Raw genomic sequence first — 26,427 nt, forward strand, 5'->3', positions numbered from 1 at the left:
CAGATCCGGGTTGGTGGCGTAGGCCGAGGCCAGCGCCTCGGTCATCGACTGGGCCGAGGCCGAAGCGGTGCCCAGCATCAGAACGGCGGACAACACCGCGATGGAGAGCCCGAGCAATTCGTGTCGCATCATCGTCAACGCCGCCGCATCCTTGGTCGACATCACCAGCCGAAGCGGCAATGCCGTCCAGAGTGAAGGAGGCTTCGCTCGCACCTCCGGGAGGTGATAGTTCCCTGAACTCGGCATGGCTTCAACTTCTCCAAAAGGAATATGACTGCTTATGTGATGCATTATCAATTTGAAGGTCTGCCATATCTTGAAAATCATTTGTCCACAGAAAACTAGCATATCATCTCATATTCAAATATGTGCCGGTTCATTGCTTCGGAATCCACAGTTCGGGTGTCATCTTGTGCGCGGGCGGAGCGGGTCGATTTGCCTGCGGCCCACGAATGAATGTGACGTGGGCACGGCTTCGAAATTTCTCCTTCTCAAAAAGATCTGTTCAATCTAAAATTTTTTGTTTCCTGCATCGTTCTGAATGCCCCACCTGCCCCGCTCGGGAATCGGATCTGCCTCGCCACAATCGAGGCCCCATCGGCAACGATTCAGTCATTGGGAGACAAGTCATTATTCGCCTCCGCCGTGGGTGGAAACGAGGATCGCCCGGAAAAGCAGATCTCCTGACAGCGCGCCAGGCCAGACAGTTTTTCCTTGTGTTTCAGCCGATCGTCGCCGTCTCTGACGGTGACTTGTGGGGCTTTGAGGCGCTGATGCGATGGCGCCATCCGATCCACGGCGAAATAGCTCCCAGTATATTCATCCCGGTGGCCGAAGTGTCCGGCCTCATCACTCACTTCGGCGAATGGGCGCTCCAGGACGCCTGCCGGCAGGCGGCCTCCTGGCCATGGGCCGCGCAAGTCTCGGTCAATATTTCCGCAGCGCACATCCGATCGGCTGCGTTCCCCTCGATGGTGGCCACGGTGCTTGCGGCCGCCGGGCTCGCTCCGGCTCGCCTGGAGCTTGAAATCACCGAATCGGTTCGGCTCGAAGCATCAGAGGAGGTCGCCGGGGTGCTCGAGCAGTTGAAAGATCTGGGCGTTTGGCTGGTGCTCGACGATTTCGGCACCGGTTGGTCTTCCCTCGACGCGCTTCGTCGCTTTCCATTTGACGGGCTGAAGATCGACCAGTCTCTCGTGGCAGACCTGCCATCCAATCCGCGTGCCGTCGCGATCGTCCGCGCCATCATGCAACTCGCCAGGGAACTTGGCGTCTATGTGACGGCCGAGGGCGTGGAAGACGCAACCCAGTTGCGGATCCTGCAGGATCTCGGCTGCGAACGACTGCAGGGATTTCTGGTCGCGGTGCCGGAGCAGAGGGCGGTGGCGCCAAGCCGGGATCTCTGGCGTGTGCCAGTGCATTGACCGATGGACAGGGCGAGCGTCCTGCCGCTGAATGGATGCTCCGCAGGCGCCTCGTCGGGCGCCCGAGCCCGGGGGGCAGAATGGTCGCGATCGGTCAGGGAAGAAGCGTCTCGGCGGCGACAGCCATTGAACAGTGTCGGGCGATGCTAGGGGGCATGGTCCCGCGCTTGTTGCTGGTCTTTTGCGGCGGCAAGCACGAAGGGTCCGATATCCTCAGGGCTCTGAGGGCCACGTTCGGCGACGCGGTTCCGATCGTCGGCGGATCAGCGGCCGGCATCATCTGGCGAGACGGCCTCGGCTACAGTGGATTGGAGGTCGGGCTCGTCGCCTTCGGAGAGGACGACTTCCTGCCGCAGATTGTGGTCAACCGCGATCTGCTGCAGGGCGAGCACGCCGCCGGCTTCTCGCTCGGCCAGATGCTGGCCGAAACCGCCGAGCAGGATTCTGTCGTGCTGATGTTCTACGACAGTGTCGCCAGCTCATCACCGCTGCGGCTGCATCCGGCGAGCGACCTGGTCGAGGGTTTGCAATCAGGGCTTGGCGGCCACAGAATCCGGCTGATCGGCGGGGGAACCCTGACCGACATGAATCTATCCGATGCCTGGGTGCTCGATGGCATATCGGCGATCAAGCACGCGGCCGTAGCGCTCGTCTTTCCACTGGGACTCAAGGACGAGACCGTCATCCTGCACGGTTGCCGACCGGTCAGCACCTTCATGGAAATCACGCGCATAGACGGGGCAGAGGTCTTCGAGCTCGACGGCAGGCCGGCGCTCGAGGTGATCGAGCAGATGCTGGGCGTGACGCTCGGCAGCACCTCGTCGCACGATCTGTCGTTGATCGCGACGCTGGGAGAGAAGCAGGGGGATCCCTATGCCGCCTATGACGAGAACAGCTATGTCAACCGACTGATCCTGCGGGCCAATCGGGCCACCGGCTCGATCACCCTGTTCGAGAAGGACTTCCGCCTCGGCACGCGGGTTCAGATCATGTCCCGCGACAACGCGTTGATGCTCGACAGCGTTCGCAACGGGATCAGCGCGATCAACCGGACGCAGCAGGGCGGACAGCCCTTCCTGGCAATCTATATCGACTGTGCGGGCCGCGCCAGCGCCCGCAGCGGCGCCGCAATCGAGGAGGCCCGGCTGGTGGCGGACGGCCTCGACTCCTCTATCCCCTTTCTCGGCTTCTATTCCGGCGTCGAGATCGCACCTTTCGACGGCTATAGCCGGCCCTTGGATTGGACCGGCCTCCTGACCGTACTGTCGGCGCGATGAACAGCGGCTCGCGAAGGACTGTCGGTGTGCCGCCCGGCCAGCTGGAGCGCGAGCTCGCGTATTACCAGCGCGAGTGCAATGATCTCGGCGCGCGCCTGCTGCGGCTGCAGGAGGAACAGAGCCAGGCATTCCGGGAGGCGCGGCGCAGCCGAACCCTGGCCAAATTGATCCGTGAGGCCCACCGTCTCGCCGACACGGTGATCGGCCCGGAGGATCTCGGCGACCGGATCTTGGAGATCGTCATCGACAATGCAATGTGCGACCGCGCGGCGCTTCTGGTTGAAGAAATTCCCGGAAACCGGAGCTTTCGTGTGACGCACGCCATCGGGCTGCGTGAGAAGATGGCCACGCCGATCACACTGCCGAGTGTCCCGGAATTCTTCTTCACCACCGCCCAGTCCAGGATCGAGCCGCCGGCCTACGAGCTCACGGGCATCCTGCAACTGCCCTATGTCCTCTGGGCGTATGACCGTATGACGGGCCATGCCTTGATGATCGGCAACCGGTCCGAGGCGAATGTGAGTCGGGCGTTCGAAGCCGGTGACCAGGAACTCATCGAGGGCGGCCTCTCCGTCTATATCGACGTGCTCGCCCGCAAGCAGGCGGAGCAGGAGCTTCGGCGAGCAATGCGCGCGGCGGAGCAGGCCGACGAGGCGAAAGCCGCCTTCCTCGCGACGCTGAGCCACGAGCTGCGGACGCCGTTGAACGCCATCATCGGTCTGGCCGACATTCTGTCCTCGAAGCGAGCCCCCGCCCTGACAGTCGAACGATCCGTCGCCTATGCAGGCGAGATCGCCGGCTCAGGCCGCCACCTGCTGCGCCTGATCAACGATATTCTGGACTACTCGGGGATCGCCCGGGGCCACCTGGCCATTCAGCCCGAATGGATCCGCCTGGAGCATGCGGTGGGCGCCGCCGTCCGGGCTGCGGACGGCATGGCAGTGGAGCGGGGCGTCGCGCTGTCGATGTCGCCGATCGATCCCGCCTTCGGCCTCCTTGTCGACTCGGTTCGCCTTCGCCAGATCCTCGACAACCTGATTGGCAATGCGATCAAGTTCACGCCGCAGGGGGGAGAGGTGGCCGTCGATGTCGAGATCGGAACGGACAAGTCGATCCAACTCCTGGTCACGGACACCGGGATCGGAATGCGGCCGGAGGAGATCGCGATCGCGATGGAGCCGTTCCGTCAGCTCGAAAACGCGTTGACCCGCACGACAGCCGGCACCGGATTGGGGTTGCCGATCACCAAGGGGCTTGTCGAAGCCCATGGCGGCTCGCTCGCGATCACGAGCGAGCCTGGGGGCGGGACCATCGTCCGCATCATCTTCCCGGCGGCGCTGGGCAGCTCAGAGCGGGCCGATCGCCCGAAAGCCAAGCGCTGATCCCGGCCCGCTAGTGGGGCCATGTCGGTACGACTCCCTTGGGCGTGGCCGACAGCGTCGCGAGATTCTCGTCGATGGCACGAAACAACCCCCAGGTCTCGCCGTAGTTCAGCGGAAAGCCAGGACATCCGGCATCCGCATCCTTCTGTCGGGCGTGAATGTAGTCTGTCCACTGCTTGGTCGACGGACGGCGGTGGTGGAAATCGTGGCATGGCGCGTCCCCGACCAGGACGATGACGCGGACCAGGAGCTGGATCGTCAGCATGTTCAGCCACCAGACGCACCAGGCGGCGAGGCCCGGGGGTGACCAGGCCGACCCCCGGGGCAAGGGGGCGCCCGGAAACACGCCGGCAGTCGCCAGGCAGACGAACTCCTTGTCCCGCGCGGCGATTAACGCCGGCTCGGGAAAGCGGTGCTCGCAGAGGATCCGGCCGATCGTCGCCCATTGCAGGAACAAGGTCAGCGGCAGGAACCAGATGATGAGAAAGGCGAGGGCATGGCCCGTAAGGGCTGATGCCAGCGCCGGAATCGCCAAGGCGGCCATCGTCACGATGTTGTGCCGCGGATCGTGCGAGCGCATCGCGGCGCGCATGCGGCGCAGCAGGAACCGGACATGGAAGTCCGGGGAGAAGACCACGTTGACCAGCACGCGTCGCCACAATTCGCGCTTCGGCACGTCTGGTTCGAGACGGCACATGCCGAGGACGAAATCGGCGAACTCATCCTCCTCGGTCAGCAGCTTGCGGGCGCTGTGGTGGTGCATGTGCTCTTTTCGATAGTGGTCGAAATGCTTGAACAGGAAGATGGCGGAGATCAGCCGGCCCACGGCCCGGTTGCGCTCCCAGGTGCGGAAGACGGTGCCATGGGCGCAATGATGAAATACGACGACTTGGAACACACCGAGACCGGAGGTCGTGAGAATCAGGGAAATGAAGAGCAGGAAGGCGCCCGGGACCGTCGGAAGGAAGGTCCACAATACGCCGAGGGACAGGCCGGCCGCGACCAGGAGGCATCCCTGATGAACGAAATACATCGGCGTGCGCGGGGCCTCCGCCTCCTCCGGCGCCGGCCGAGCGGTCAGCCACGACAAGAAGGGCTGGAAGACAGCCGGCAGCCTTGCGGCCATTTCGACGCGGGGGGGCCGGCGCATGGCCGGCGCAACTTCGCTCGAGCCGACCTGTTCGATTTCGGCAACAAAGATGGACATCAAACGCTCCTTGCCGCATCGGCACGACGGCAATTCTTCATGCCTTCGGAACGGACGATAGCCCTTCCAAAGGATGGGAATTACCTAAAAAGCTTGCCTTATGCTCGCGAGATGTGAAAGCAACAGCGTCGCCCGTCAATAGATGGGGCGCTCCAGGCGCTGGCTACAATGTATTCCTCGGACCAAGATCGCGTCCACGTCGAGGTCAGGCGAGGAACGGTCAAGCGGCCAGGCAGATGGGTGCTGGCGACGCAGTATGCCCGATGCGGGTCAACAGCTGACGGCGGTCCGGTCGTCCGGGCCTTCCAGGGCCACGACCTCGACCCGGTTCCGTCCCCGTGCCTTGGCGAGGTACAGCGCGCGGTCGGCTGCCCGCATCAGTTTGTCCATGCTGATGTCGCAAGCCTGGGCCACCGCGGCGCCGATGCTGACCGTCAATGGAAACGCACTCTCAGGCGCCGGAGCAAATTCCTCCGCCGCCAGCTTGGCACGGATCCTCTCCGCAGTGGCGGCGACTTCATTGAGGCCGGCGCCGATCATGACGACGGCGAATTCCTCGCCTCCCAGCCGGGCTATAAGATCCACGGCCCGGGCCTCGAGGCGAAGCCTCTCCCCCAGCAGCTCAAGCGCCGCGTCGCCGGCTTGATGGCCGAACCGGTCGTTGACGATCTTGAAGCTGTCGACGTCGATCATCAGCAGGGCGACGTTCGCCAACTGCCTGGCCGACAGTACGCCTTCGAGGTGCCGCATGAAGTAGCGACGATTGTAGAGGCCGGTCAGCGGATCGGTCAGCGCCATCTTGAGAGCGCCGTCGAGCGCGCTTCGCAGCCGGTCCTGATAGAGTTTTCGCCGGATCTGATTGCGGGCCCGGACTCTGAGCTCGTTCGGGTTGAGTGGCCGTGAGATCCAATCGTTCACGCCTAGGTCGAAGCCGCGCAGGACAAGGTCTCGATGATCGGGCTCGGCAATCAGGAGAAGAGGGATGTCGCGGCTGGCCACATTGGCCCGGAGCCGGGAGGCGAGGCGCAAGGGCTCGAATCCCCTCATCGAGAGATTGATGACGATCAGGCTCAACGGGTGGCTGGCGCCGATCGCGATCGCCTCCTCCTCGTTGGCGGCCCGCACGGTCTGAACGCCATCCTCAGCCAGCGCCTTTTCGACGCTTGCTGCGCCGAGGTCCCAATCGTCGACGATCAGTGCGCGAGTGCCGCTCACCTCGACCCTGTCGAGCGGCTCGGGAGCAAGTCCCAAGGCCCGCGTCGTCTCGTGCCGGGCTCTCCATTCGTCAAAGAGCTGCTTGAGACGGACGAGACCCTTGACCCTGGCGAGGAAGGTTTCCGTATCGATCGGTCGGGTCAAAAAGTCGTCGGCGCCGCATTCGAGTCCGCGCAGTTTCTCGGCTGCACCATCAAGTGCGGTCACCATGACGACTGGTATGTGCATGGTCCGTTCGTCTGCCTTCAGGCGTCGACAGGTCTCATAACCGTCGAGTTCCGGCATCATCACATCGAGAATGATGACATCCGGTTGCCAATTCTGCGCGCAGGCAATCGCCTCGATGCCATTCCGAGCCGTTAGGACAGCATAGTACTGATCCTGAGCGACAATGCTCAATATTTGGGCATTAGCTTCTATGTCATCAACGATCAGCACCTGAGCTGTCATTTTCTCTGTCTCAAGCCGAAATTGCCCTTACGAAAGCGATTTCAATTTTGAAGTAATGCGATTGGATGGGATCGATAAGGAGATTGCGCCAGCCGGCACATAAAAAGAATAGCACGTCCGGCGGGGATCACACAGAAGGATAATACGCGTCTACGCCATTACGGAGCGTTTCCGGCCGCTTTATGCTCTGATGCCAAAGAATCGGTCCGATTCCGCATAATATTATATGGTAGCCTGCATAAAATTATATGGCCCGCCTTGAATCCCTCCTCCATCTTCCGCGAAAAGAACGGCTCGGGCGTGCGAGGCGCCCGAGCCGGTCCGGTTACAGCAGGAAGTCCGACGCCTGCAGCGCGATCGCTCCATCGAGACGGATGACGAAGTCGGCGACGCTGTCGCCATTCACATCGGCCGAGACTGTCGTCGTGCTGCCGCTGATCTCGTACCGAAGCTGCCCGGCGGTGCCGGAGAAGGCACTGGTGCCAATGAAGCTGAAGGCCGTGTCGCCGTTCGCCCCATTGCCGTCGGCATCGATCAGCCGCACCGAGATCAGATCGGTCCCGGCCTGGAAGTCCTGGATCGTGTCGGCCGCCGAGGCCGTGCTTTCGGACACGCTGGTGTAGCTGAAGTAATCTGCGCCGTTGCCGCCGTTCAGCGTGTCGGCGCCGTAGCCTCCCCGCAGCACATCGCCGCCGTCGCCGCCGTTGAGGGTGTCGGCCCCGAAAAATCCGAGCAGCGTGTTGCTCTGGGCGTTGCCGGTCATGACGTCGTTGTGAGTGCTGCCATTGATCGTCTCGACGTCGTTGGCGATCGTATCGCCCTGGGCGGTGCCGCCGGTGTTGACCTGGGTCTGCAGGTTGATCGTCACGCCCACGGCACTGTCGTAATAGCTGGCGATGTCGATGCCGTCACCGCCGGCCAATTGGTCGGCGCCGGCGCCACCGCGCAGGGTGTCGCCGTCGGCGCCGCCGTTCAACTGATCGTCGCCATTGCCGCCCTCGAGGGTGTCCCAGCCGGCGCCGCCATTGAGCACGTCATTGCCGTTCATGCCCCGCAGCGTGTTCGACGCGCCGTCGCCGGTCAGGTTGTCGCCGAAGGTGCTGCCTTGCAGGGTCTCGATTCCGACCAGCGTGTCGCCCTCGGCATAGCCGCCGGTGTTGACGTTGGTCGCCAGGTTAACGGTCACCGCGGCGCTGCTGCCATTGTAGTCTCCGGTGTCGATGCCGGCGCCGCCGTCGATCGCATCGGCCCCGGCGCCGCCATTGAGGTCGTCATTGCCGTTGCCGCCACTGATCGTATCGTTGCCGGCCGCGCCGGCGATCGTATCGCGGCCATCGCCGCCGTCGATGACGTTGGCGTTCTCGTCGCCGATCAGGACATCCATGCCCTTCGAGCCGACCAGGTTCTCCACACAGATCAGCGTATCGCCCTGGGCATCGCCCCTTGTGCCGGCGCCGGACCTCAGGTCGACCGTGACCCCATCCTTGGAGGCGTCATAGCTCGCCGTGTCGATGCCGGCCCCGCCATTGATCACGTCGGCCCCGGCGTCGCCGGCGAGCCAGTCGTTGCCGTCGCCACCGGTCAGCTTGTCATTTCCGGTGCCGCCGCGGACGAGGTCGTCACCCGTGCCGCCGTTGAGGCAATCGATGCCGGCGCCGCCATCGATCGTGTCATTGTCGGCGCCGCCGTCGATCTCGTCGTTGTCGTCGCCCCCGTCGATGACATCATTGCCATCTTCACCAACGAGGCGGTCGTTGCCTGCACCGCCGTTCATCTGGTCATCGCCCGCACCACCGCTGAGACGATCGATGCCGGTCCCGCCGAACAAGGTGTCGAGACCATCGCCGCCCCAGATGTAATCGTCGCCATCGTCACCGTAGAGGACGTCATCTCCGTTGTTGCCGCTCAGCGCATCGCCCGCGGCGCCACCCTCGATCCGGTCGTTGCCTTCGCCACCGTTCAGCGTGTCCCCGCCCCATCCGCCATAAAGCAGGTCGTTGCCGTCGTCGCCGTCCAGCTGGTCGTCGCCGCTGCCGCCATCGAGGCGGTCGTCGCCATTGCCGCCGTTGAGCGCGTCGGCGTCGTCGCCGCCAAAGACCGTATCGTTTCCGTCGCCGCCGTGGAAGTAGTCGCGGCCATTTCCGCCATATAGGAGGTCATCGCCGCCATCGCCAAAGAGAAAGTCGTCACCGTCACCGCCGACCAGGGTGTCATCCCCGTCGAGACCCGAGATGTGGTCGTCGCCGGCCAATGCATCGATATGATCAGATCCAGTTGAGCCAGTGATCACGTCATCGTCTGTTGTGGGGAAGTTTGCCATTGTTTCCTCATCAATAAAGAAAAGTTCGGCGCCTCTGAGTAAGAAGGCGGAATCCGATGCGTCAATGTTTAAGTCTTTTTGCTCTGGACAGGCGCACGGACCTAGTGGTCAGAGCTCTACGGCAATGTAGACTTATAATGTGGAAAGTAATCCACCTGCCATTTCGGGTGTTGAAGCGGCTCAAAGATGGGATGCCGGCGGGTTGGGATAGGGAGAAAGAAGATAAAAAGCATCCGAAATGCGATGCATATTCCGCCACCGGAGGAAGGTGGGGCTAGCCTGGTCATGCGGAATCGACCGAAGGCTCTAAGTCGGGACAGGCGTTGGCCGGGCATCGCCTCGCTCGGCTGTGTGGCGGGCGGGCGCAGGGAATCCCCTCAGGATGTGGCTCGGCATCGCTCCTGCGATGATCGTCGTGTTTCGCCGACATCAGCCGCGGCAATGGTTACGACTGACACGAACCAGATCTACAAAAGAGGTACTCGTGCCGCATAAGCCATTCTTCTATAATTACATGAATTAGATGCCCTCGCGCCGGGATCGAGAGTAGTCGGTGACCAGAAAAAGCGGGGGTACGCAGAGATGGAGTAGGCCCATCTTGGCGGCTTCTTTGCGGACCGTGCTTGGATGGGCTGACACGGCACTTGACCTGGGCAGGTCCGATGGTGAAGCACGGATTGCTGATTTATGGCGCGGCGCTCGCACTCCTCCCGGCGTCATCGACCGTCATATACCGGATCGCGACCGAGGCGCCGGAACAACAGCCGGTCGCACTGGCGCCGGCATCGTCATCGCTGTCGCCCGGCACCGATCCTCGGATGGCGTCGCTCGACGCGACGGACGGGGCGTCTGCCCCTGCTGCGGGTGGTGATGAGACCGGGCCGAGCGCTGAGCCTGAGCTGCGGTTCGACGCGATCCGTGTCAATTCAGGAGGATTCCAGGTTATTGCCGGCCAAGGACCTGCCGAGGCCAGGATCACTCTGTTCGACGGCGAAACGGCGATCGGTTCGGTCGATGCCGATGCCAATGGCGACTGGGTTTTCGTTTCGGAGGCGCCGATCGCGCCGGGCGATCATCAGCTCTCGCTGAGTGCGACCCTCGACGGCCGCACGACAGTCTCGAACGATGTCGCGCTGGTCGTCGTACCCCAGCCCGACGGGAGCGTCGCCGGCCTGGCGGCGGGGCCGGGCCAGGGCGACGGCAAGCCGCTTGTCTTCCTCACCCCGAAGGCCGGTGGCGCATCCACCATCCTGCAGGCGCCGGACCAGGCCGCCCTGGGGCTGCCGGGCCTGTCCATCGACCTCATCGACTACGGCGAAGACGGGGCGGTGATCGTCAGCGGGCATGGGGCGGCCGACGCCTTCGTCCGGCTCTATCTCGACAATCTTCCGATCGGAGAAGGCCGGATCGGCGAGGCCGGCATGTTCCGCATCGCGGCAGACCGCCCGATCGCCCCAGGCACGTATCGTCTGCGGGCCGACCAATTGGACGCGGAAGGCCGGGTGACCGACCGGACCGAGACGCCATTTCAGCGCGCAGCCCCCGACGATCTCGTCCTGGCCCAGGGCAAGGTCGTCGTCCAGCCGGGCAGCAGCTTGTGGCGGATCGCGCACAGGGCGTATGGGCGCGGCACCCACTACACCATCATCTACAAGGCCAACCGCGTCCAGATCCGTGATCCGGACCTGATCTATCCGGGCCAGGTCCTCACCGTTCCCGCTCCCCAGGCGTCAGCCGGGACCGGCCGCGCCTCGTGAATGGCCGCCGCCGCGACGGATCGCCGGCCTCCGCAAGCGGGATCGGGATGATCGGCATCGACCGGCGATGAAGATCCTCGCCCTGATCCTTGCCGCCCTGCTCGTCGCGGTCGCACTCGAATCCCAGCTGCCGCAGCGCGTCATGGCGCGGTTCCTGCCCGATCTCGCCTTTATCCAGCCTCGCCACCGCGTGGATCCGTTGCCGGTGGAGCTGTCGCGGCTTTATCCGGCGGCCCATGCCGACATCGTGATGCTGGGCGACAGCATCACCGCCGCGCCGCAATGGAACGAGCTGCTGCCCGGCCGAGATGTCGTCAACCGGGGTGCCTCCGGCGACACTGTGGGCGAGATCCTGGAGCGGATCGACACCGTCACCAGGCTGCGCCCGCGTCTCGTCTTCGTGATGGTCGGGACCAACGACCTCGGATACGGCACGCCGCCGGCCGCGCTCCTGCAGCCCTTCCGGACCCTGATCGACCGTCTGCAGGAGGCGGGGGCGCGGGTCGTCGTCCAGTCTGTCCTCTATGTCGCGGACGATCATGCCTGGCCCGACATCCGGCGTCTTTGGGACTTCCGCCGCAACGACCAGATCGGCGTCCTGAACGATGGCTTGAAGGCACTCGCAGCCGAGACCGGCAGCGGCTACCTCGATCTCAATGCCGGGCTCGCCCCGGACGGGGCGCTGCCGCCCGAGCTGACCGCCGACGGGCTGCATCTCCGCGCCGCTGCCTACATTAGATGGGCGGCGATGGTGGAGGCCTATCTGCGGGGCGAGGGAGCCGACGCCGGGAGCCCCGGCGGCTGAGGCGCAGGGCTCATCCGCGATCACCGCAGGGCGATCGTTCCCGATGGATCGGGGCGAGGATCTCGTTCCCACGACGCGATGCCTGCAGTGGTGCCGACGATCATCCGTTCGGGTCGCTTCGTTCATCCATCCGCCGGTGCGATGCAGCGGGTGCTCCGGCCGAAAGAGGGGTGGTTCCTCGACAATCGGACAGGGCCATCGGACCATCGTGCAGGGCGCCCTTCCATCCGACGACTGCGAACACGAACGATTGCCGCGATGCTCCCTCCGATCGGACCTCTCGGAAGGCGGTCCCCCGATGACATAGCCTCTGACTCGGGCCATCGAACTGGGCAGGAGGCCCGCAGGACAACAGTGCCTGTTCATCGCCGTCGAGTTGAGGGGAACACCGCATGCGAGTTCTGGTTACGGGTCACCGGGGGTATATCGGCACGGTGATGGTTCCGATGCTGATGCAGGCGGGTCACAGCGTGACCGGATGCGACAGCGATCTCTATGAGCGGTGCACCTATGACGCCGGCGGCGACATCGCGGATGTGCCGAACATCCGCAAGGACATCCGGGACATCGCACCGCGCGATCTCGAAGGCTTCGAGGCCGTGATCCACTTGGCCGCCCTCTCGAACGATCCGCTGGGCGACCTCAATCCCGACATCACCCACAGCATCAACCATCTCGGCAGCGTGCACGTCGCCGAGGCGGCCAAGACGGCGGGCGTCGGCCGCTTCCTGCTCGCGTCGTCGTGCAGCAACTACGGTCTGGCCGGCGACGAGATGGTGGATGAGAACGGGGCGCTCAACCCGGTGACGGCCTATGGGCGGTCGAAGGTGTGGGCGGAGCGCGACATCTCCCGTCTGGCCGACGACAGCTTCTGCCCGGTCTATTTCCGTCCGGCCACGGCCTACGGGCTCTCGCCTCGCATGCGCTTCGACATCGTCCTCAACAACCTTGTCGCCTGGGCCGTCACCAAGGGGCTGATCTATCTGAAGTCCGACGGCACGCCCTGGCGGCCGATCGTTCATATCCAGGACATCTCCCGGGCCTTTCTGGCCGGTCTGCGCGCGCCGGTCGAGGCTGTGTTCAACCAGGCGTTCAATGTCGGCCGCACCGAGCACAACTACCGCATCCGCGACATCGCCGAGATCGTGGCGGAGGTCGTCCCGGGCTGCCGCCTGGAGATCGCGGCGGATGCCGGGCCCGACAAGCGGTCCTATCGGGTGAGCTTCGAGAAAATTGCCCGCGTCCTCCCGGAGTTCCAGCCGCAATGGGATGTTCGCCGGGGGGCTGAGCAGCTCTATGCCGCCTATCTATGCTCGCGCCTGACGTTGGAGGAGTTCGAAGGTCCCCGCTACCAGCGGATCAGCCACATCCGCAAGCTGATGGCGGACGGGATTATCGGCGACGATCTCCGCCGCATTGCCCGGCCGTCGGCCTGCGCAGCCGAATGATGTGGCTGAACGGGGCGTAAGGCTCCTCGCTCCCTCGGCATAGCCAAGGCGCCAGCCTTCGAATGAATAGGTCCTAAAAGGTATTAAATATTTCTTCAATCAAATGAGAAAACTCTGCCCAGTGGCCAGAAGATCCGATAGCCGGGCTGGAATATAAGAAAATACCGCAATGGAAGGGTGTGTCGATTGCAGCTTCGGCCTCATGGGCGAAGGCGAGAAGGATTGTTATGGTCAAGAACGGATGCCGGGTTTCGATCGGATTGCCGGTCTACAACGGCGAAAACTATCTGGCCGCAGCCATCGATTCGGTCCTGGCCCAGACCTTTGCGGATTTCGAGCTGGTCATCTGCGACAACGGCTCGACGGATCGGACGGAGGAGATCTGCCGGCGCTATGCCGCCGCGGACCCTCGGGTCCGATACCACCGCAATCCCCGGAACCTGGGAGCGAGCGCCAATTTCGGCCGGACCTTCGAGCTGGCCACCGGAGAGTACTTCCGGTGGCTCGCCCACGACGATCTTCTGGCGCCGGAATGTCTCGAGCGCTGCGTGGCCGCGCTGGACCGGCAGCCTGACGCGATCCTCGCCCAGCCCCTCGTCAGCATCATCGACGCGAAGGGCACGACCAGGTTCGTCGGCGACGATGGCATCCAGCAGGCGGCCTCGCCACAGGTGTCCGAGCGCTTCGCGGTGCTGGTCCGGCATCCTCGCTACTGCTGGGAGGTCTTCGCGCTGGTCCGGCGGGACGTCATGGCCAAGACGGGCCTGCTCGCCCCGTTCTCCTGCTCGGACGTCGTCCTCTGCATCGAGCTTGGGCTGCTGGGACGCTTCGCCCTGGTGCCCGAACCGCTGTTCCTGAACCGGGATCATCCCGAGCGCTTCAGCCACGCCGTCCTGGTCGACCGCGCCGCGTCCTGGCGGTGGTGGAACAACAACGACCGCGCCCGCCTGCTGGATCTCTGCCCCACCTGGCAGATCCAGCTGCATTCCCTCGGGGCCATCCGCAAGCATGTCACCCGGGGAGGGGAGCGCCGGAGGCTGTATCTCGCTCTCCTGCGCCATGTCCTGACGCGGCACACGCTGTCACGGCTGGTGATCGAGCCGATCACGGCGGCCGATCCGCGGATCCAGACCCTGGGGCGGCGCGTCAAGCACTGGCTGCGGGGCCGGAAGCTGCCTGATTTCGGTGCGGCAAGGGTGCGATCCGATCCCGAGGTGCGGAAATGACGGCCATCATCCGAGCAGCTCGGGGCGTCCGAAGGAATCGGCCATGACCATCGTCACTGCCTGCCCCAGCTGCGGCGGCGAGGTGGGCGCCTCGTTCTACGACCTGCCCGCGATCCCGACCAACAGCTGCCTCCTGATCAACGACAAGGCGGCGGCGCTCGCCTTCCCGGTCGCCCCGCTGCGGCTGTGCCTCTGCCCCGGTTGCGGCTTCATCTTCAACGCCGCCTGGGAGGAGTCGCGGACGGTCTATTCGGAAGCCTATGAAGAGACCCAGGGCTTCTCCCCGACCTTCAACGCCTTCCACGAGCGTCTGGCCCGCGACCTGATCGACCGGCATGGCCTGCACGGCAGGCGCGTGGTCGAGATCGGCTGTGGCAAGGGGGAGTTTCTCGCCCTGCTGTGCCGGCTCGGGGACAATGAGGGGGTCGGCTACGATCCCAGCTTCGTGCCGGGCCGCCTCGACGACGCCACGACCGGGCGTGCCCGGTTCCTCCGCGAGCGCTTCGACGAGGCGACCGGCCCCGTCGCCTGCGACCTCCTGTGCTGCAAGATGACGCTCGAGCACATCCCGGATGTTGGCCGCTTCGTCGGCATGATCCGCCGCGCCCTCGACGGGCAGGATACCCGCATCTTCTTCATGGTCCCCAATGCCAGGCGGGTCTTGCAGGACGGGGCGTTCTGGGACGTCTACTACGAGCACTGCTCGTACTTCACGGCGCACAGCCTCTCGGGCCTCTTCCAGCGCTGCGGCTTCGCCGTGGACCGGGTCTGGACCGACTATGACGACCAGTACCTGATGATCGAGGCCCGGCCGGCGAGCGCGCCGGTGCCGGTCCCGGCCGGCGAAGTGGCGGTGGCGGAGACCCGGCGATGGACCGAAGAGTTCCGGCAAGGGGTCGGGGCCGTGATCGCGGCCTGGCGCGAACGGCTGACGGATATGGCGGCGTCGGGCCGGCGGTCGGTGCTCTGGGGGTCGGGCTCGAAGGCAGTCGCCTTCCTGACCACGGTGGGCCTCAACGGCGAGGTGGCCTCCGTGGTGGACATCAATCCGTTCCGCCACGGCCGCTACCTGCCGGCCACCGGCCACGAGATCATATCGCCCGACGAGCTGTCCACGACACCGCCCGACCTGGTGGTGGTCATGAACTCCGTCTACCGCGACGAGATCCAGAAGATGCTGCGGGCGCAGGGATGCGACCCCGAGCTCCGGTGCGTGTAGCCATGCCCGGCCATCCTTTCGGTCACCGCCGGCCTGATCCGCGGCGCCGCCGCGCCGCCAAGCCCACAGCCATCCCGTCTCGCGAGGCCGGGACCTTGCCGTCGTCACCCGGAGAACGCCCGTGATCGGCCGGAAGATCGCCTTCGCCGTTTCGGCCTCGTGGCTCAGCCAGGTGATCCGGATCGGGCTCAATCTCCTGATCCTGCCGATCATGTTCCATATGATGAACTCCGAGGAGCTCGGGCTTTGGCTGGTGCTCGGCCAGAGCACGATCTTCCTCAGCATCCTCATGGAGGCAGGACTCACCCCCACCATCACGCGGCGGATCGCTTTCGTGGCCGGCAGGAGCCTGTCCGGGCCCGACCGGCCCCTGGACGAGGAGTCGCGGCGCGACCTCGCGGACATGCTGGCGTCCGGGCGCATCGCCTACCGCTTCGTGTCCATCGGCGTGTTCGTCGTCACCTTCGCGCTGGGCAGCCTGTATCTCTGGCATCTGGAGCTGCGGCAGGTCGCGCCGACCACGGCATGGATCGCCTGGATCCTGCTGTGCTTCGGCTACGCCACCATGGCCTGGTCCGGCCTGTGGACCGCACTGGCCACCGGCCTCGGCTATGTGGCCGCGGGCACCATCGCCGCTACGGCGGTCGGCATCGTCACCCTGCTGGCGCAGCTGCTGGTGGTGCTGGCCGGCGGCGGCCTTCTCTGGCTCTCGATCGTCTCGGCAATCGGCGGCGTCATCGTCCGCCTGTCGCTGCGGCTCTATGTCCAACGCCGGCAGCCGCACCTGTTTTCGGTGCCCGGCCGCTGGGACGGGGCGCTGATGCGCGGCATGATGGCGCCTGCAGTCCGGTCATGGCTCACGGCCGTCGGCTTCGCCGTGCTGTTCAAGACGGACCAGTACTTCATCGCGCTCTACGTCGACACGGCGCAGGTGCCGGCCTACTACGCCGTCTATACGCTGCTGCACAACCTCGCGATCCTGGCCCTGGCCCTGGGCCAGACGTCCAGCGTCTATGTCAGCCAGCTCTGGCACAGCGGCACGATGGAGGAGATCCACGAGATCGTGCTGCGCAGCCTCCGCATCACCCTGATCCTGATGGTGTCCGGCGTGGCGACGCTTCTGGTGGTGGGCCAGGACCTGATCGGCGTCTGGATCGGGCCCGACCATTTCGCGGGCCTTCCGGTGCTGACCGCCCTGGGCGTCATGTTCGTGCTCTGCGTCCAGCAGAACGCGATCCTCACCTTCGCCCGGGCAACCGAGAACGAGGTCTATGCCGTTCCCTTCCTGCTGGCGGGCGGGCTGGCCCTCCTCCTGTCCTGGGGCTTGGTGCCGCGTCTGGGGCTGCTCGGCGCCGCTCTGGCCACGCTGCTGGCCCAGCTGCTGACGACCAACTGGATCGTCCTGCGCGACGGCCTGCGGCGGCTGCGGGTGTCGATGGCGACCTATGGCCGGACCTGCCTTCTGCCGCTGCTGCCGGTCTCCCTTGCGACCTATGTCGCGACGATGGCGGTGGCGGGCGGATCGCTGCTGCCGAGCGCTCTCGACCGGCTGCTGGCCGGCACCGCCGTCGGGGGGGCCGTCTGTCTGGCAAGCCTGTGGCTGTTCGGCCTCAGCTCGGCCAATCGGGCCCAGGTCGCGGGCGCGCTGCGCGCCGCCCTGCGCCGGCGCCGGCACGCCGGCCCGAGCCAGGCGGAACCGCCGCCGATCCCTCCCGGCTGATCCCGGTCCAGGTTGGTCGGGTCCGTATCCGACTTGGTGCAGGCGGTTTCGATTCTGTACCCATTTGGTGGTAGCCGCCCGGTCGAATGCATCACTTGAGCCGGCCAATGGTGGAGTAAATAATCATGACCAGCTGTCCAAATCGACGACTGGAAACTCAATCTTAATGACGTGATCGTCGGCCTCGTTTGTTGATACTGTATTGAAGTGATGGCGACGATCCGGTTTCTGTTCTTTTTGAAGAAAAGATGAGTAAATTTTAAGAATATCGTGAACCGAGGTCTGGCCTCAGTTGGCGGCCGCGCATTGGTGGTCCCTTGATATCGGAACGGACGCAGACGGCGTCGATGGAGATTGAGGATGAATGTTCAGCTACTCGATGCATCACGCGACGCCGTCGGCGGGACGCCCGGGGCGGGGCGAGGTCACGCCGCCCGATGCCGCCTCTGCGGCAGCCAACTCGAGCACATGTTCGTCGATCTCAGATCCTCTCCGCTCTGCCAGACCGTCATTGCGCCCGAGCAGCTCGACGAGATGGAGCCGCATTTCCCGCTCAACGTGCTGGTGTGCGGGGATTGCTTCCTGGTCCAGCTTAGGGAGTATGTGAGCCCGGAGAACATCTTCCGCGAATACGCCTATTTCTCGTCCTACTCGACGAGCTGGGTTGACCATGCCAAGGCGTATTGCGGCATGGTCAAGCAGCGGCTCGGGCTCGGGCCGGACAGCCTGGCCGTCGAGATCGCCAGCAATGACGGCTACCTGCTGCAGCATTTCCTGCCGCTCGGCGTCCCTGTCCTCGGGGTCGAGCCGGCGGCCAATGTCGCCAAGGTGGCGATCGCGAAGGGCATCCCGACCTGCGTCGACTTTTTCGGTCACGAGCTGGCCGGCACGCTCGTCGCAGCGGGCAAGCAGGCCGATCTCATCATCGGCAACAATGTGCTGGCCCAGGTTCCGGACCTCAACGACTTCGTCTCGGGCCTGGCCCGGCTCTTGAAGCCGGAGGGCGTGATCACGCTGGAGTTCCCGCATCTCGAAAGGCTGATGGCGGAGAACCAGTTCGACACGATCTATCACGAGCATTTCTCGTACTTTTCTCTGACCACGATCGAGCGAATGGCGTCCCGGCATGGGCTCAGGCTGGTCGATGTGGAGGAGCTTCGGACCCATGGCGGCTCCCTGCGCGTGTACCTGGCCCATGCCGGCTCGGCCCGGCCGACCGCCGAGAGCGTCCCGGACCTGCTGGCCCGCGAGCAACGCCTGGGGTTCCGCGACATCGCGACCTACGCATCGTTCGGCGAGCAGGTCCGTCGCACCAAGCGGCGGCTTCTGTCCTTCCTGATCGAGGCGAAGGATGCGGGCAAGACCATCTGTGGCTACGGAGCGCCAGGCAAGGGCAATACGCTGCTGAACTATTGCGGCATCGGCACCGACTTCCTCGATTTCACGGTCGACCGCAATCCCTACAAGCAGGGCCACTTCACGCCCGGGATGCGCATCCCGATCCATCCGGTGGAAGCGATCGACGCAGCCAGGCCCGACTACATCTTGATCCTGCCCTGGAACCTCAAGGACGAGATCGTCCAGCAGATGCGCCATGTCGCGGAGTGGGGCGGAAAGTTCGTCGTCCCCATCCCCGAGGTGGCGGTCATCGATCCGAAGGAATTGCACCGATGAAAGTCGTTCTCTTCTGCGGTGGCTTGGGAACCCGAATCCGGGAGTATTCCGAGAACATCCCGAAGCCGATGATCCCGATCGGGCATCAGCCGATCCTCTGGCATGTGATGCAATACTATCGGCAATACGGCCACGCGGATTTCATCCTCTGCCTGGGCTACAAGGCCAATATCGTCAAAGATTTCTTCCTGAACTACCGGCCGCAGAATTTCGCCGACTGCGTCATTTCGGGATTCGGCAGCAATGTCGAGCTGCTGAGCGAGCCGGACAAGGACTGGCGGGTCACCCTGATCGACACCGGGATCTGGCGCAACATCGGCGAGCGGCTGTGGGCGGTGCGGGACCAGGTGCAGGGCGAGGAGATTTTCCTGGCCAACTACAGCGACGGCCTGACCAACTGCGATCTCGACGACATGGTCGACCGCTTCAAGAAGAGCGGCAAGATCGCCTGCTTCATGGCCGTGCGGCCGCCGCTGACCTACCACCTGGCGGATATCGACAAGGACGGCGATGTGCACGATATCCGCAGTTCCGACTGCTCCGATATCTGGATCAATGGCGGCTATTTCCTGTTCCGGCGCGAGATCTTCGACTTCATGCGCGAGGGCGAGGAACTGGTCCTGGAGCCGTTCCGGCGGCTGATCGAGGCGAACCAGCTCATGGCTTACAAGCATGAGGGGTTCTGGCGTTCGATGGACACGCTGAAGGACCGGCAGGCGCTCGAGGATCTGGTCGAGCAGGGCAAGATGCCCTGGCGCGTGCCGGCGTCGCCCAAGGAGAAGGTCAAGCCCCTGGTGCTGGCCTGATGCGGGCACTGGGTCTCGCGCGGCCGGGCGAAAGCCTGTCCGTCCTGTGCCTGGGTGCGCATTCGGACGACATCGAAATCGGGGCAGGGGGCACGCTTCTGTCCTGGATCGCGTCCGGCATCCGGTTGCATGTCCATTGGTGCGTGCTCAGCGCCGCCGGCCCGCGCGCGGCGGAGGCGGAGGCCTCCGCCGCCGCCTTCCTCTCCGGCGTGGTCAGCTCCGTCGTCGAGCTCGCTGATTTCAAGGACAGCTTCTTTCCGTATCAGGGCAGCGAGATCAAGGCCTGGTTCTCCGAGCTGAAGGCCCGCAGCCGCCCGGACGTCATCCTGACCCACCGCCGGGACGACGCGCACCAGGACCACCAGGAGACCTGCCGGCTCACCTGGAACGCCTTCCGCGACCATCTCATCCTCGAATATGAGATCCCGAAATGGGACGGCGACCTCGGCCAGCCGAACTTCTACATGCCGCTCGACGCTGACATCCTCGAGCGGAAGGTCGAGCTTCTGCTCGCTCATTTCGGCACCCAGCGGTCCAAGGACTGGTTCGATGCCGAGACGTTCCGGGGCCTCGCCCGCCTGCGCGGCATGGAGTGCCGGGCGCCGGAGCGCTATGCTGAAGCCTTCGTCCTGGCCAAAGGGCTGATCGGTTGACGCCTCGATTCAGACGGATCCGCCGCGTCTCCGTGGCGATCATGGTGGCCGTGCTCGTCAGCGGCGCCGCCGTCGCCGCCGCCTTCAAGGCGTCCGAGCCGCTGCTCGTCGTCCGGACTCCCATTGAAGCCGCCGATGTGATCGTTGTCCTCGGTGGCGACGGGCCGGCCCGGGCGTGGCAGGCGGCCGGTCTCTATCGGGAGGGTGCGGCGCCGAAGGTTCTCGTCACCGGCATCGGCGATTGCGAGAACATCCGGGCGTACATGGTGAAGGAGGGGGTACCGCAGGATGTGATCCAGACCGAATGCGCAGCGCGCAGCACCTGGGAGAACGCGATGTTCTCCGCGCCGTTGCTGACGGCGATGGGGGCGCGGCGCGCCATCCTGGTCACCAGCTGGTTCCACACCCGCCGGGCGATCGCCTGCTTCCGGCAGGTCCTGCCGCAGGTGGAGTGGATGTCGGTGCCGGTCGAGCGCGGCGAATCCTATCGCCAGATGCTCAGCAACCACCACGGGCTCTCGGTGCTCGCCGAATACGCCAAGATCGGCTGGTACTCCGTCCGGTACGGCGTGGCGTCGTTCTGAACAGGCGCCGTCCGGCCCCGGATCAGCGACGGGTGACCGCCTCGACCTCGAAGCCCTTGAAGGAGTTGTCGGCGTCGATCACCGTCGCGGCTCCCGGCCAGACCCTGCCGCGCGATCCCGTATAGCGAGCCGAGCCCCGGGCGAAGTCGTTGCCGTGGAAGACCATCCCGGTGATCGGGGTTGGTTGTTCGGGCTTGATGGATTTGGCCTGCGGATCGGTCCCGATCATGACGCCGCCATAGGCGTCGGCGAAGCGGTTGCGCTCGAACACCTCCATGACATACGCGCCGGCCTCGTAGCCTTGCCAGGTCACCACATTGATGCCGGCATGGGTCAGCCGGTCGCCGCGGTTGTTGCGGAAGACATTGCCGAGATGGCCGATCGCGCCGTCCTTCTCCGTCTTCAGGTACTTGGTGTAGGCGACGAGGCCGTCATAGGAATCGTCGATCTCGTTGTTCACGACGAGGTTGAAGAAGACGGGGTTCAGCGCCCCGTGGCCCAGGGCCCAGAGCTCGACCCCGCCGCGCATGCGGGTCATGACGTTGCCATCGACCACGATGTCCGCCGAATTTCCATAGAACTGGACTCCGCAGGACGCCGTGTCCTCGGTGGCGTAGAAGGACTTTCCGTCCAGCCTGTTGCGGTAGACCACGGCGTGCACGGCCGCATTGGCCACCACCAGCGTGCTGCCGGCATCCGGCACCAGCGCCCAGGGCCGCTCGAGGCGCAGCGTCCGTCCCGGCCGGTCGTAGCCGACGATGCGCCGGTGCTGGCCGACACCGCGGCCGGCCACGATCATCACGTCGTTGCCGACCTCGATCTCGTCAGCCTCCGGATCGGTGCCGTTCGGCGCCAGCGTCGCCGTGTCGGGGCCGGCCGAGAGAACGGATTCGAACCCTGCGGTTCCGAACTGCTCGAACAGGACCTGCTCGCCGGTGTTGGGATCGAAATCGGTCCAAGCCGGCGTGGGGGGAGCCATGTTCGTGGTGGTGTTCTCCGAGATGAAGATGTCCCTGGTCCCGCGATTGTGGCCCTGGGAAACGAAGAAGCGGCCCTCCGCGGTTCCCTCCGGACGCGAGGAATCGAGATCCTCCGCGTGGTTGCCGGTGATCGAGATCTCCTCGCCGCCCCGGGCCAGGATTGCGGCCCGGGCCCGGTAGGTGAGACGGAAGCGGCTGTTCTCGACGAAGACCTGCTGCGCCGTGCCCAGGGTGCCGCGGCTGCCGACGAAGTCGGACTCCGCCACGCGCACGTCCTGCGACCCGTCGACGTTGAAGTAGCCGGAGGTTGCGGCGCGGATGCCGACGCGGTCCAGCCGCAGATGGTTCACGAAGCGGAGATAGACCGCCGCGAAATCGGGATCGTCGCCGTGACGCTCGGGCAGCTCCAGGCCGAGATCGGAGATCGCGACGTTGTTTCCGGCCTTTTCCCCCTCGGCATAGAGCAGGGCGTCGGTCCGCGGATCCGGTGCTTTGTCGGACGGTGCCGGCACGGCTCGGATGATGGATCGGTCGGGCCCGTCGCCGACCCAGGCGACCCCGTTCGGCGGCACGAGGCTGCGGCCGATCATGTAGACGCCCGCCGGGAACCGGACCGTGGCCGGGGCGTGGGCGCGCGCGAGATCCAGCGTGGCCTGGATGCTCGCGGTGTCATCCGTCAGGCCGTCACCCTTCGCCCCCCGGTCCCGCACGTCGAAGACGCGGGCCGCCTGGCCCGCCCAGGGTGACGGCGCCAGGGTGAGGGCAATCGGGCCGCTCCAGCCGAACCGGCCGCCATGGCCGTTGTGCGCCCAGATCTCGTAGTTGCCGTCCGGCAGGTCCGCAGGGACCACGAAATCAATCCGGTAGGGGCTGACGGCCGTGACCTGGACCCACCGGCCGGCCGAGCGGCCGCCCGGCTTCAGATAGATCGAGCCCTCGGCCGTTCCGTTGCCGCGGCTGAGGTTTCGACCATAGAGCGATGCGGTTCCGCCCGGCTGCGTCGGCCGCGGGCCCGCCCACCAGGACTCGGTTCGGTTGAGGGCGATGGGGGCTCCGACGCCCTTCGCGCTCGAGGGCCAGACGAGATACATCGACCAGGGGGGCAGGTCGTGCGGCAGCAGAAAGGCGGCGGCAAGCCCGTCGGCCGCGCCCGGCGGAATACCGGCGGTCAGGGTCGGGCCGGCCCCGCCGGCCTGCGAGAACACGCGGATCCCGGCATTGCTCCGGAACCCGATCCCGCTCAGCACGATCGTCTCGTCCGGACCCGCCGTTTTCGAGGCCTCGGCGATGGCGGGCGCATTCGCCGACAGGACCAGCCGCGGCGGCTCGAAGGCATCGAACCCGGCGGGCAGGGCCGGTTCCGGATCGGGGACCGGGAAGCCGAAATCCGCAGGCACGGCCGGGCCGGGAGTCTGGTTGTCTGCCAGAGCGAAGCCGGCCGATGCGATGATGAGCAGAGCTGCCAGAAGCGAGGATTCGATCAGATAAGCACGGGCGCTGCCGACCCGGCGGGCCAGCGCACCGCCGACGGATCTTGTCAAGCCTGTCAGCATCGTCATCAGCCCTCGGTCAAGCCGGCTCGTTTCGATCGGTCGACGGATGACGCATCGCTTCCGCCCGGGGCCATCTACGGTAGCCATCCCGCAGGTCTCCGCCAGTTGTCCTTTGAACGGGCCGGTCTCCTGCGGAAGACGAGGGTCCGCGGCGAGCGCGGCATGGCCGCAGGCCGACCTCGCCCGACCGGTCGAAGGGCTTCGTCGTCCCCTGCACCCAAAGACTACCCGCGAGGCATCCGAATTCGCCTTCCGGATAGAGCGGGCCACCACATTGTCCAGATCGAACGGGCTGGGCCCGCTGCATAGAGTCGGCGAGGACGACCTGGCGATCGCCATTTCATCCAGCCTTTCTGCGCTGTTCCGGCGCGCTTCGAACACTGCGATTTCATGAAAGGGGGGCGCGGTGCCGACTCTAGCCGCCCATTTGTTGAACGGATTTCTCCTCGCCGTGGTGCTGGTCGTCTGGATGCAACGGATCGCCCCGCGATTGGGGTTCGTCGATCATCCGACCGCACGCAAGGCGCATGAGGGCGTGATCCCGGTCTGCGGCGGCCTGGCGATGTTCGCGGCCTATGTCATCGGGACATTGGTGCTGGCCCCGCCGCTGCGGGCTCCCTGGTCCTTCATCGGCGCACTCGCGGTCCTCGTCGCTGTCGGCGCCGTGGACGATCGCCTGAACCTGCGCCCGCTGTTGCGGCTGATCGCCCAGGCCATGGCGGCGATCGCCATGGTGGCCTTCGGCGGGCACATGATCGGCAATTTCGGCAGCGCCTTCCTGGACGTCCAGGATGTCGCCGCCGACCCGATCCTGCCGTCCCTCGTCTTCTGCGTCACCGTCCTGTTCGTGGTCGGGCTGACCAACGCCTTCAACATGATCGACGGGCTCGACGGGCTCGCCGGCGGGGCCGCCGCCTCGGCGCTGTTCTGGCTGGCGCTGATGGCCTCCTTCCTCGGACGCGGCGAGGAGATCACGCAGCTGTTCCTGCTGCTGGCCGTGGTCCTGGGCTTCCTGGTCTTCAACATGCGGCATCGCTGGCGGCCGCGCGCGCTAGTGTTCATGGGCGATGCCGGCAGCACGATGCTCGGCGCCGCCATCGCCTATTTCATCGTCGACCTGTCCTCCGGGACGCAGCCGACGGTCCCGTTCCCCGTCCTCCTCTGGGTCTGCGTCATCCCGGTGGTCGACACGCTCAGCCTGATGATCCGCCGGCTGCATGCCGGCCGCAGCCCGTTCTCTCCCGATCGCTGGCACCTGCACCATCTGATCCTGGAGCGGGGCCTGACCCACGCCGCCACGACCGGCGTGATCGTCGGCCTGTCCATCCTGTTCGGCGCGATCGCCTATGTCGGGACCGTCTACGCGGTCTCCGACCAGCTGCTCACCATCGGCCTGCTGCTTCCGGTCGCCGTCCATTCCCTCTTCGTCTGGACGTCGGTCCGGCGGGCGCGTCTGCTCCGGCCGGCCGCCTCCACGCAGGAGCGCCTCGGATGAAGCTCGCCTATTTCGGCTTTCCCCATATCGGCGGCACCTATTCCGTGTTCCGGCATCTGCGCACGGGCCTCGCCAGCGCCGGGATCGATCTGCGCTGGCTGGGCTGCGGCCCGAAGGCCGAGGCGGCGGCGGAAAATCCGATGTTCAGCGCGGAAATGGGGCTCGGCAGCACGGTCGGGCGCCCCGGGGACGGCGACTATGCGCGGACGCGGGCCATGGTGACCGCGATCGAGGCGGGGTTCGATGGCGTGTTCGTGAACGTGCTGGCCGATCGCGTGCAGACCAACGCCGTCCGCTACCTCGATCCGCGCATCCTCCGGATCATGGTCGTTCACAACATCACGCCGGGAACCTATGCCGCAGCCCGAGCGATCCGCGACCATGTCCATGCGACGGTCGGGGTCTCGTCGCGGATCCAGGCCGATCTGGTGCTGCGATATGGCTTCAATCGCGACTGGACGGTCACGATTCCGAACGGAATCGATCTGGCAGGGGTGGTGTCGCGGCGCCCTATGCGGTCGCAGAGAAGCCTTCGCCTGCTCTATCTCGGGCGGGTCGAGGACCAGGCCAAAGGCGTTTTCTGGCTGCCGCGGATCTTTCGCGACCTCCCGCCTTCCGCCACTCTGACGGTGGCCGGCGACGGTCCCGATCTCGCCCGGCTGAAATCGCGGTGCGCGGGGCTCGGCGGCCGCGTCCAGTTCCGCGGTGCCGTGGCGCCCAACCTCGTCGGGACGCTCCTGGCCGAGCATGACGTGCTCCTGATGCCTTCGCGTTTCGAAGGCTTTCCGGTGACGCTGGTCGAGGCCATGGCCGCGGGGTGCGTGCCGGTCGCGTCCCATCTCCAGGGCGTCACGGACATGGCGATCGAAGACGGCGTCAACGGCTTCCTCTTCCCCATTGGCGACACGCGCGCCGCGGCCCGGGCGATCGTCCGGCTCGCCGAGGACAGGCCGGCCCTTGCGGAGATGTCCGCCAGGGCGAGCCAGAAGGCGCGCGAGCGGTTCAGCGTCGGCGTCATGTCCGAGCGCTATCGCGATCTGATCGACGGCTTGCGGTACTCGCAGCCCGCCGTCGCCGCGCCGCTTGGCCTTGCCGGCTGGCGGCTGCCGCCCGGGCTGAAGCCGGGCCTTCGAACCTATCTGCCGACATCGCTGAAGAACGCCCTCCGCACGCTGCGGGAACGCCAGGCATGACGATGTCAGTGCAGATCGATCCGCGGCCATGAACCCGCC

General features: G+C 65.4%; 20 protein-coding genes. 15 read left to right on the top strand and 5 right to left on the bottom strand.

The window, feature by feature from the left end; translation table 11 throughout:
- The coding region (locus FFK22_RS28995) for a hypothetical protein (protein ID WP_143956886.1) at window positions 1-327 on the bottom strand (327 nt) is incomplete at its 3' end.
- Window positions 328-452: 125 nt separating this feature from the next.
- On the opposite strand from FFK22_RS28995, the gene FFK22_RS29000 reads away from it, so the two are divergent.
- The 3 genes from FFK22_RS29000 to FFK22_RS29010 all read left to right on the top strand — a co-directional run bounded on the left by FFK22_RS29000 (window position 453) and on the right by FFK22_RS29010 (window position 4,083).
- Entirely contained in the window at window positions 453-1,424 is a 972-nt protein-coding gene (locus FFK22_RS29000) for an EAL domain-containing protein (RefSeq protein WP_138891275.1), read from the top strand.
- Window positions 1,425-1,504: 80 nt separating this feature from the next.
- Window positions 1,505-2,701 carry an FIST signal transduction protein gene (locus FFK22_RS29005; protein WP_186002714.1) on the top strand — a complete coding sequence of 399 codons (1,197 nt, stop codon included), beginning with the start codon at window positions 1,505-1,507 and terminating at the stop codon, window positions 2,699-2,701.
- Entirely contained in the window at window positions 2,698-4,083 is a 1,386-nt protein-coding gene (locus FFK22_RS29010) for a sensor histidine kinase KdpD (RefSeq protein ID WP_138891277.1), read from the top strand. The genes FFK22_RS29005 and FFK22_RS29010 overlap by 4 nt, the downstream gene beginning before the upstream one ends.
- 10 nt (window positions 4,084-4,093) lie before the next feature.
- Here FFK22_RS29010 and FFK22_RS29015 read toward each other — a convergent pair whose 3' ends face one another.
- From FFK22_RS29015 to FFK22_RS29025, 3 genes are all read right to left on the bottom strand, one after another.
- Window positions 4,094-5,290: a fatty acid desaturase gene (locus tag FFK22_RS29015; RefSeq protein ID WP_138891278.1), complete on the bottom strand. Its 1,197-nt coding sequence runs from the start codon at window positions 5,288-5,290 to the stop codon at window positions 4,094-4,096.
- A gap of 270 nt (window positions 5,291-5,560) precedes the next feature.
- Window positions 5,561-6,955, bottom strand: coding sequence for a PleD family two-component system response regulator (locus FFK22_RS29020; protein WP_138891279.1), 1,395 nt, complete (start codon window positions 6,953-6,955; stop codon window positions 5,561-5,563).
- Window positions 6,956-7,280: 325 nt separating this feature from the next.
- On the bottom strand, window positions 7,281-9,275 hold the full coding sequence (locus FFK22_RS29025; protein ID WP_138891280.1) for a calcium-binding protein: 1,995 nt from the start codon (window positions 9,273-9,275) through the stop codon (window positions 7,281-7,283).
- A 662-nt stretch (window positions 9,276-9,937) separates the two neighbouring features.
- Here FFK22_RS29025 and FFK22_RS29030 point away from each other — a divergent pair.
- The 10 genes from FFK22_RS29030 to FFK22_RS29075 all read left to right on the top strand — a co-directional run bounded on the left by FFK22_RS29030 (window position 9,938) and on the right by FFK22_RS29075 (window position 21,167).
- Window positions 9,938-11,032: a LysM peptidoglycan-binding domain-containing protein gene (locus FFK22_RS29030; protein WP_138891281.1), complete on the top strand. Its 1,095-nt coding sequence runs from the start codon at window positions 9,938-9,940 to the stop codon at window positions 11,030-11,032.
- A 67-nt stretch (window positions 11,033-11,099) separates the two neighbouring features.
- Window positions 11,100-11,837 (top strand): GDSL-type esterase/lipase family protein, encoded by a 738-nt coding sequence (locus FFK22_RS29035; protein WP_138891282.1) that lies wholly within the window; start codon window positions 11,100-11,102, stop codon window positions 11,835-11,837.
- A gap of 392 nt (window positions 11,838-12,229) precedes the next feature.
- Complete coding sequence (locus FFK22_RS29040) at window positions 12,230-13,285, top strand: NAD(P)-dependent oxidoreductase (RefSeq protein WP_138891283.1); 1,056 nt, start codon at window positions 12,230-12,232, stop codon at window positions 13,283-13,285.
- Between the two features lie 227 nt (window positions 13,286-13,512).
- Window positions 13,513-14,511, top strand: coding sequence for a glycosyltransferase family 2 protein (locus FFK22_RS29045; RefSeq protein WP_138891284.1), 999 nt, complete (start codon window positions 13,513-13,515; stop codon window positions 14,509-14,511).
- 43 nt (window positions 14,512-14,554) lie between these two features.
- Complete coding sequence (locus FFK22_RS29050) at window positions 14,555-15,730, top strand: class I SAM-dependent methyltransferase (protein WP_138891285.1); 1,176 nt, start codon at window positions 14,555-14,557, stop codon at window positions 15,728-15,730.
- A 121-nt stretch (window positions 15,731-15,851) separates the two neighbouring features.
- On the top strand, window positions 15,852-17,450 hold the full coding sequence (locus tag FFK22_RS29055; RefSeq protein ID WP_138891286.1) for a lipopolysaccharide biosynthesis protein: 1,599 nt from the start codon (window positions 15,852-15,854) through the stop codon (window positions 17,448-17,450).
- A gap of 360 nt (window positions 17,451-17,810) precedes the next feature.
- Complete coding sequence (locus tag FFK22_RS29060; RefSeq protein ID WP_138891287.1) at window positions 17,811-19,124, top strand: class I SAM-dependent methyltransferase; 1,314 nt, start codon at window positions 17,811-17,813, stop codon at window positions 19,122-19,124.
- Complete coding sequence (locus FFK22_RS29065; RefSeq protein WP_138891288.1) at window positions 19,121-19,930, top strand: sugar phosphate nucleotidyltransferase; 810 nt, start codon at window positions 19,121-19,123, stop codon at window positions 19,928-19,930. Before FFK22_RS29060 ends, FFK22_RS29065 begins: the two co-directional genes overlap by 4 nt.
- Window positions 19,930-20,583, top strand: a complete 654-nt coding sequence (locus tag FFK22_RS29070; RefSeq protein WP_138891289.1) for a PIG-L deacetylase family protein — start codon at window positions 19,930-19,932, stop codon at window positions 20,581-20,583. The genes FFK22_RS29065 and FFK22_RS29070 overlap by 1 nt, the downstream gene beginning before the upstream one ends.
- Window positions 20,584-20,624: 41 nt before the next feature.
- Window positions 20,625-21,167, top strand: coding sequence for a YdcF family protein (locus FFK22_RS29075; protein ID WP_143956887.1), 543 nt, complete (start codon window positions 20,625-20,627; stop codon window positions 21,165-21,167).
- A gap of 22 nt (window positions 21,168-21,189) precedes the next feature.
- Here FFK22_RS29075 and FFK22_RS29080 read toward each other — a convergent pair whose 3' ends face one another.
- Complete coding sequence (locus FFK22_RS29080; protein ID WP_186002716.1) at window positions 21,190-23,706, bottom strand: glycosyl hydrolase family 28-related protein; 2,517 nt, start codon at window positions 23,704-23,706, stop codon at window positions 21,190-21,192.
- 400 nt (window positions 23,707-24,106) lie between these two features.
- On the opposite strand from FFK22_RS29080, the gene FFK22_RS29085 reads away from it, so the two are divergent.
- Both FFK22_RS29085 and FFK22_RS29090 read left to right on the top strand, forming a co-directional pair.
- Window positions 24,107-25,195 carry an MraY family glycosyltransferase gene (locus FFK22_RS29085; protein WP_138891292.1) on the top strand — a complete coding sequence of 363 codons (1,089 nt, stop codon included), beginning with the start codon at window positions 24,107-24,109 and terminating at the stop codon, window positions 25,193-25,195.
- On the top strand, window positions 25,192-26,388 hold the full coding sequence (locus FFK22_RS29090) for a glycosyltransferase family 4 protein (protein ID WP_138891293.1): 1,197 nt from the start codon (window positions 25,192-25,194) through the stop codon (window positions 26,386-26,388). Before FFK22_RS29085 ends, FFK22_RS29090 begins: the two co-directional genes overlap by 4 nt.
- Window positions 26,389-26,427: the final 39 nt, after the last annotated feature.

It is taken from the genome of Mycobacterium sp. KBS0706 (assembly GCF_005938675.2).
In the GTDB taxonomy this organism is placed as follows: domain Bacteria; phylum Pseudomonadota; class Alphaproteobacteria; order DSM-16000; family Inquilinaceae; genus Inquilinus.

Bases quoted from the DNA above. Each gene is read 5' to 3' on its own strand.
- FFK22_RS29080 (WP_186002716.1), bottom strand. From the start codon at position 23,706: ATGACGATGCTGACAGGCTTGACAAGATCCGTCGGCGGTGCGCTGGCC.
- FFK22_RS29075 (WP_143956887.1), top strand. From the start codon at position 20,625: ATGGTGGCCGTGCTCGTCAGCGGCGCCGCCGTCGCCGCCGCCTTCAAG.
- FFK22_RS29050 (WP_138891285.1), top strand. From the start codon at position 14,555: ATGACCATCGTCACTGCCTGCCCCAGCTGCGGCGGCGAGGTGGGCGCC.
- FFK22_RS29060 (WP_138891287.1), top strand. From the start codon at position 17,811: ATGAATGTTCAGCTACTCGATGCATCACGCGACGCCGTCGGCGGGACG.
- FFK22_RS29035 (WP_138891282.1), top strand. From the start codon at position 11,100: ATGAAGATCCTCGCCCTGATCCTTGCCGCCCTGCTCGTCGCGGTCGCA.
- FFK22_RS29090 (WP_138891293.1), top strand. From the start codon at position 25,192: ATGAAGCTCGCCTATTTCGGCTTTCCCCATATCGGCGGCACCTATTCC.
- FFK22_RS29070 (WP_138891289.1), top strand. From the start codon at position 19,930: ATGCGGGCACTGGGTCTCGCGCGGCCGGGCGAAAGCCTGTCCGTCCTG.
- FFK22_RS29045 (WP_138891284.1), top strand. From the start codon at position 13,513: ATGGTCAAGAACGGATGCCGGGTTTCGATCGGATTGCCGGTCTACAAC.
- FFK22_RS29030 (WP_138891281.1), top strand. From the start codon at position 9,938: ATGGTGAAGCACGGATTGCTGATTTATGGCGCGGCGCTCGCACTCCTC.
- FFK22_RS29010 (WP_138891277.1), top strand. From the start codon at position 2,698: ATGAACAGCGGCTCGCGAAGGACTGTCGGTGTGCCGCCCGGCCAGCTG.
- FFK22_RS29040 (WP_138891283.1), top strand. From the start codon at position 12,230: ATGCGAGTTCTGGTTACGGGTCACCGGGGGTATATCGGCACGGTGATG.
- FFK22_RS29025 (WP_138891280.1), bottom strand. From the start codon at position 9,275: ATGGCAAACTTCCCCACAACAGACGATGACGTGATCACTGGCTCAACT.
- FFK22_RS29015 (WP_138891278.1), bottom strand. From the start codon at position 5,290: ATGTCCATCTTTGTTGCCGAAATCGAACAGGTCGGCTCGAGCGAAGTT.
- FFK22_RS29000 (WP_138891275.1), top strand. From the start codon at position 453: ATGAATGTGACGTGGGCACGGCTTCGAAATTTCTCCTTCTCAAAAAGA.
- FFK22_RS29005 (WP_186002714.1), top strand. From the start codon at position 1,505: ATGGTCGCGATCGGTCAGGGAAGAAGCGTCTCGGCGGCGACAGCCATT.
- FFK22_RS29065 (WP_138891288.1), top strand. From the start codon at position 19,121: ATGAAAGTCGTTCTCTTCTGCGGTGGCTTGGGAACCCGAATCCGGGAG.
- FFK22_RS29020 (WP_138891279.1), bottom strand. From the start codon at position 6,955: ATGACAGCTCAGGTGCTGATCGTTGATGACATAGAAGCTAATGCCCAA.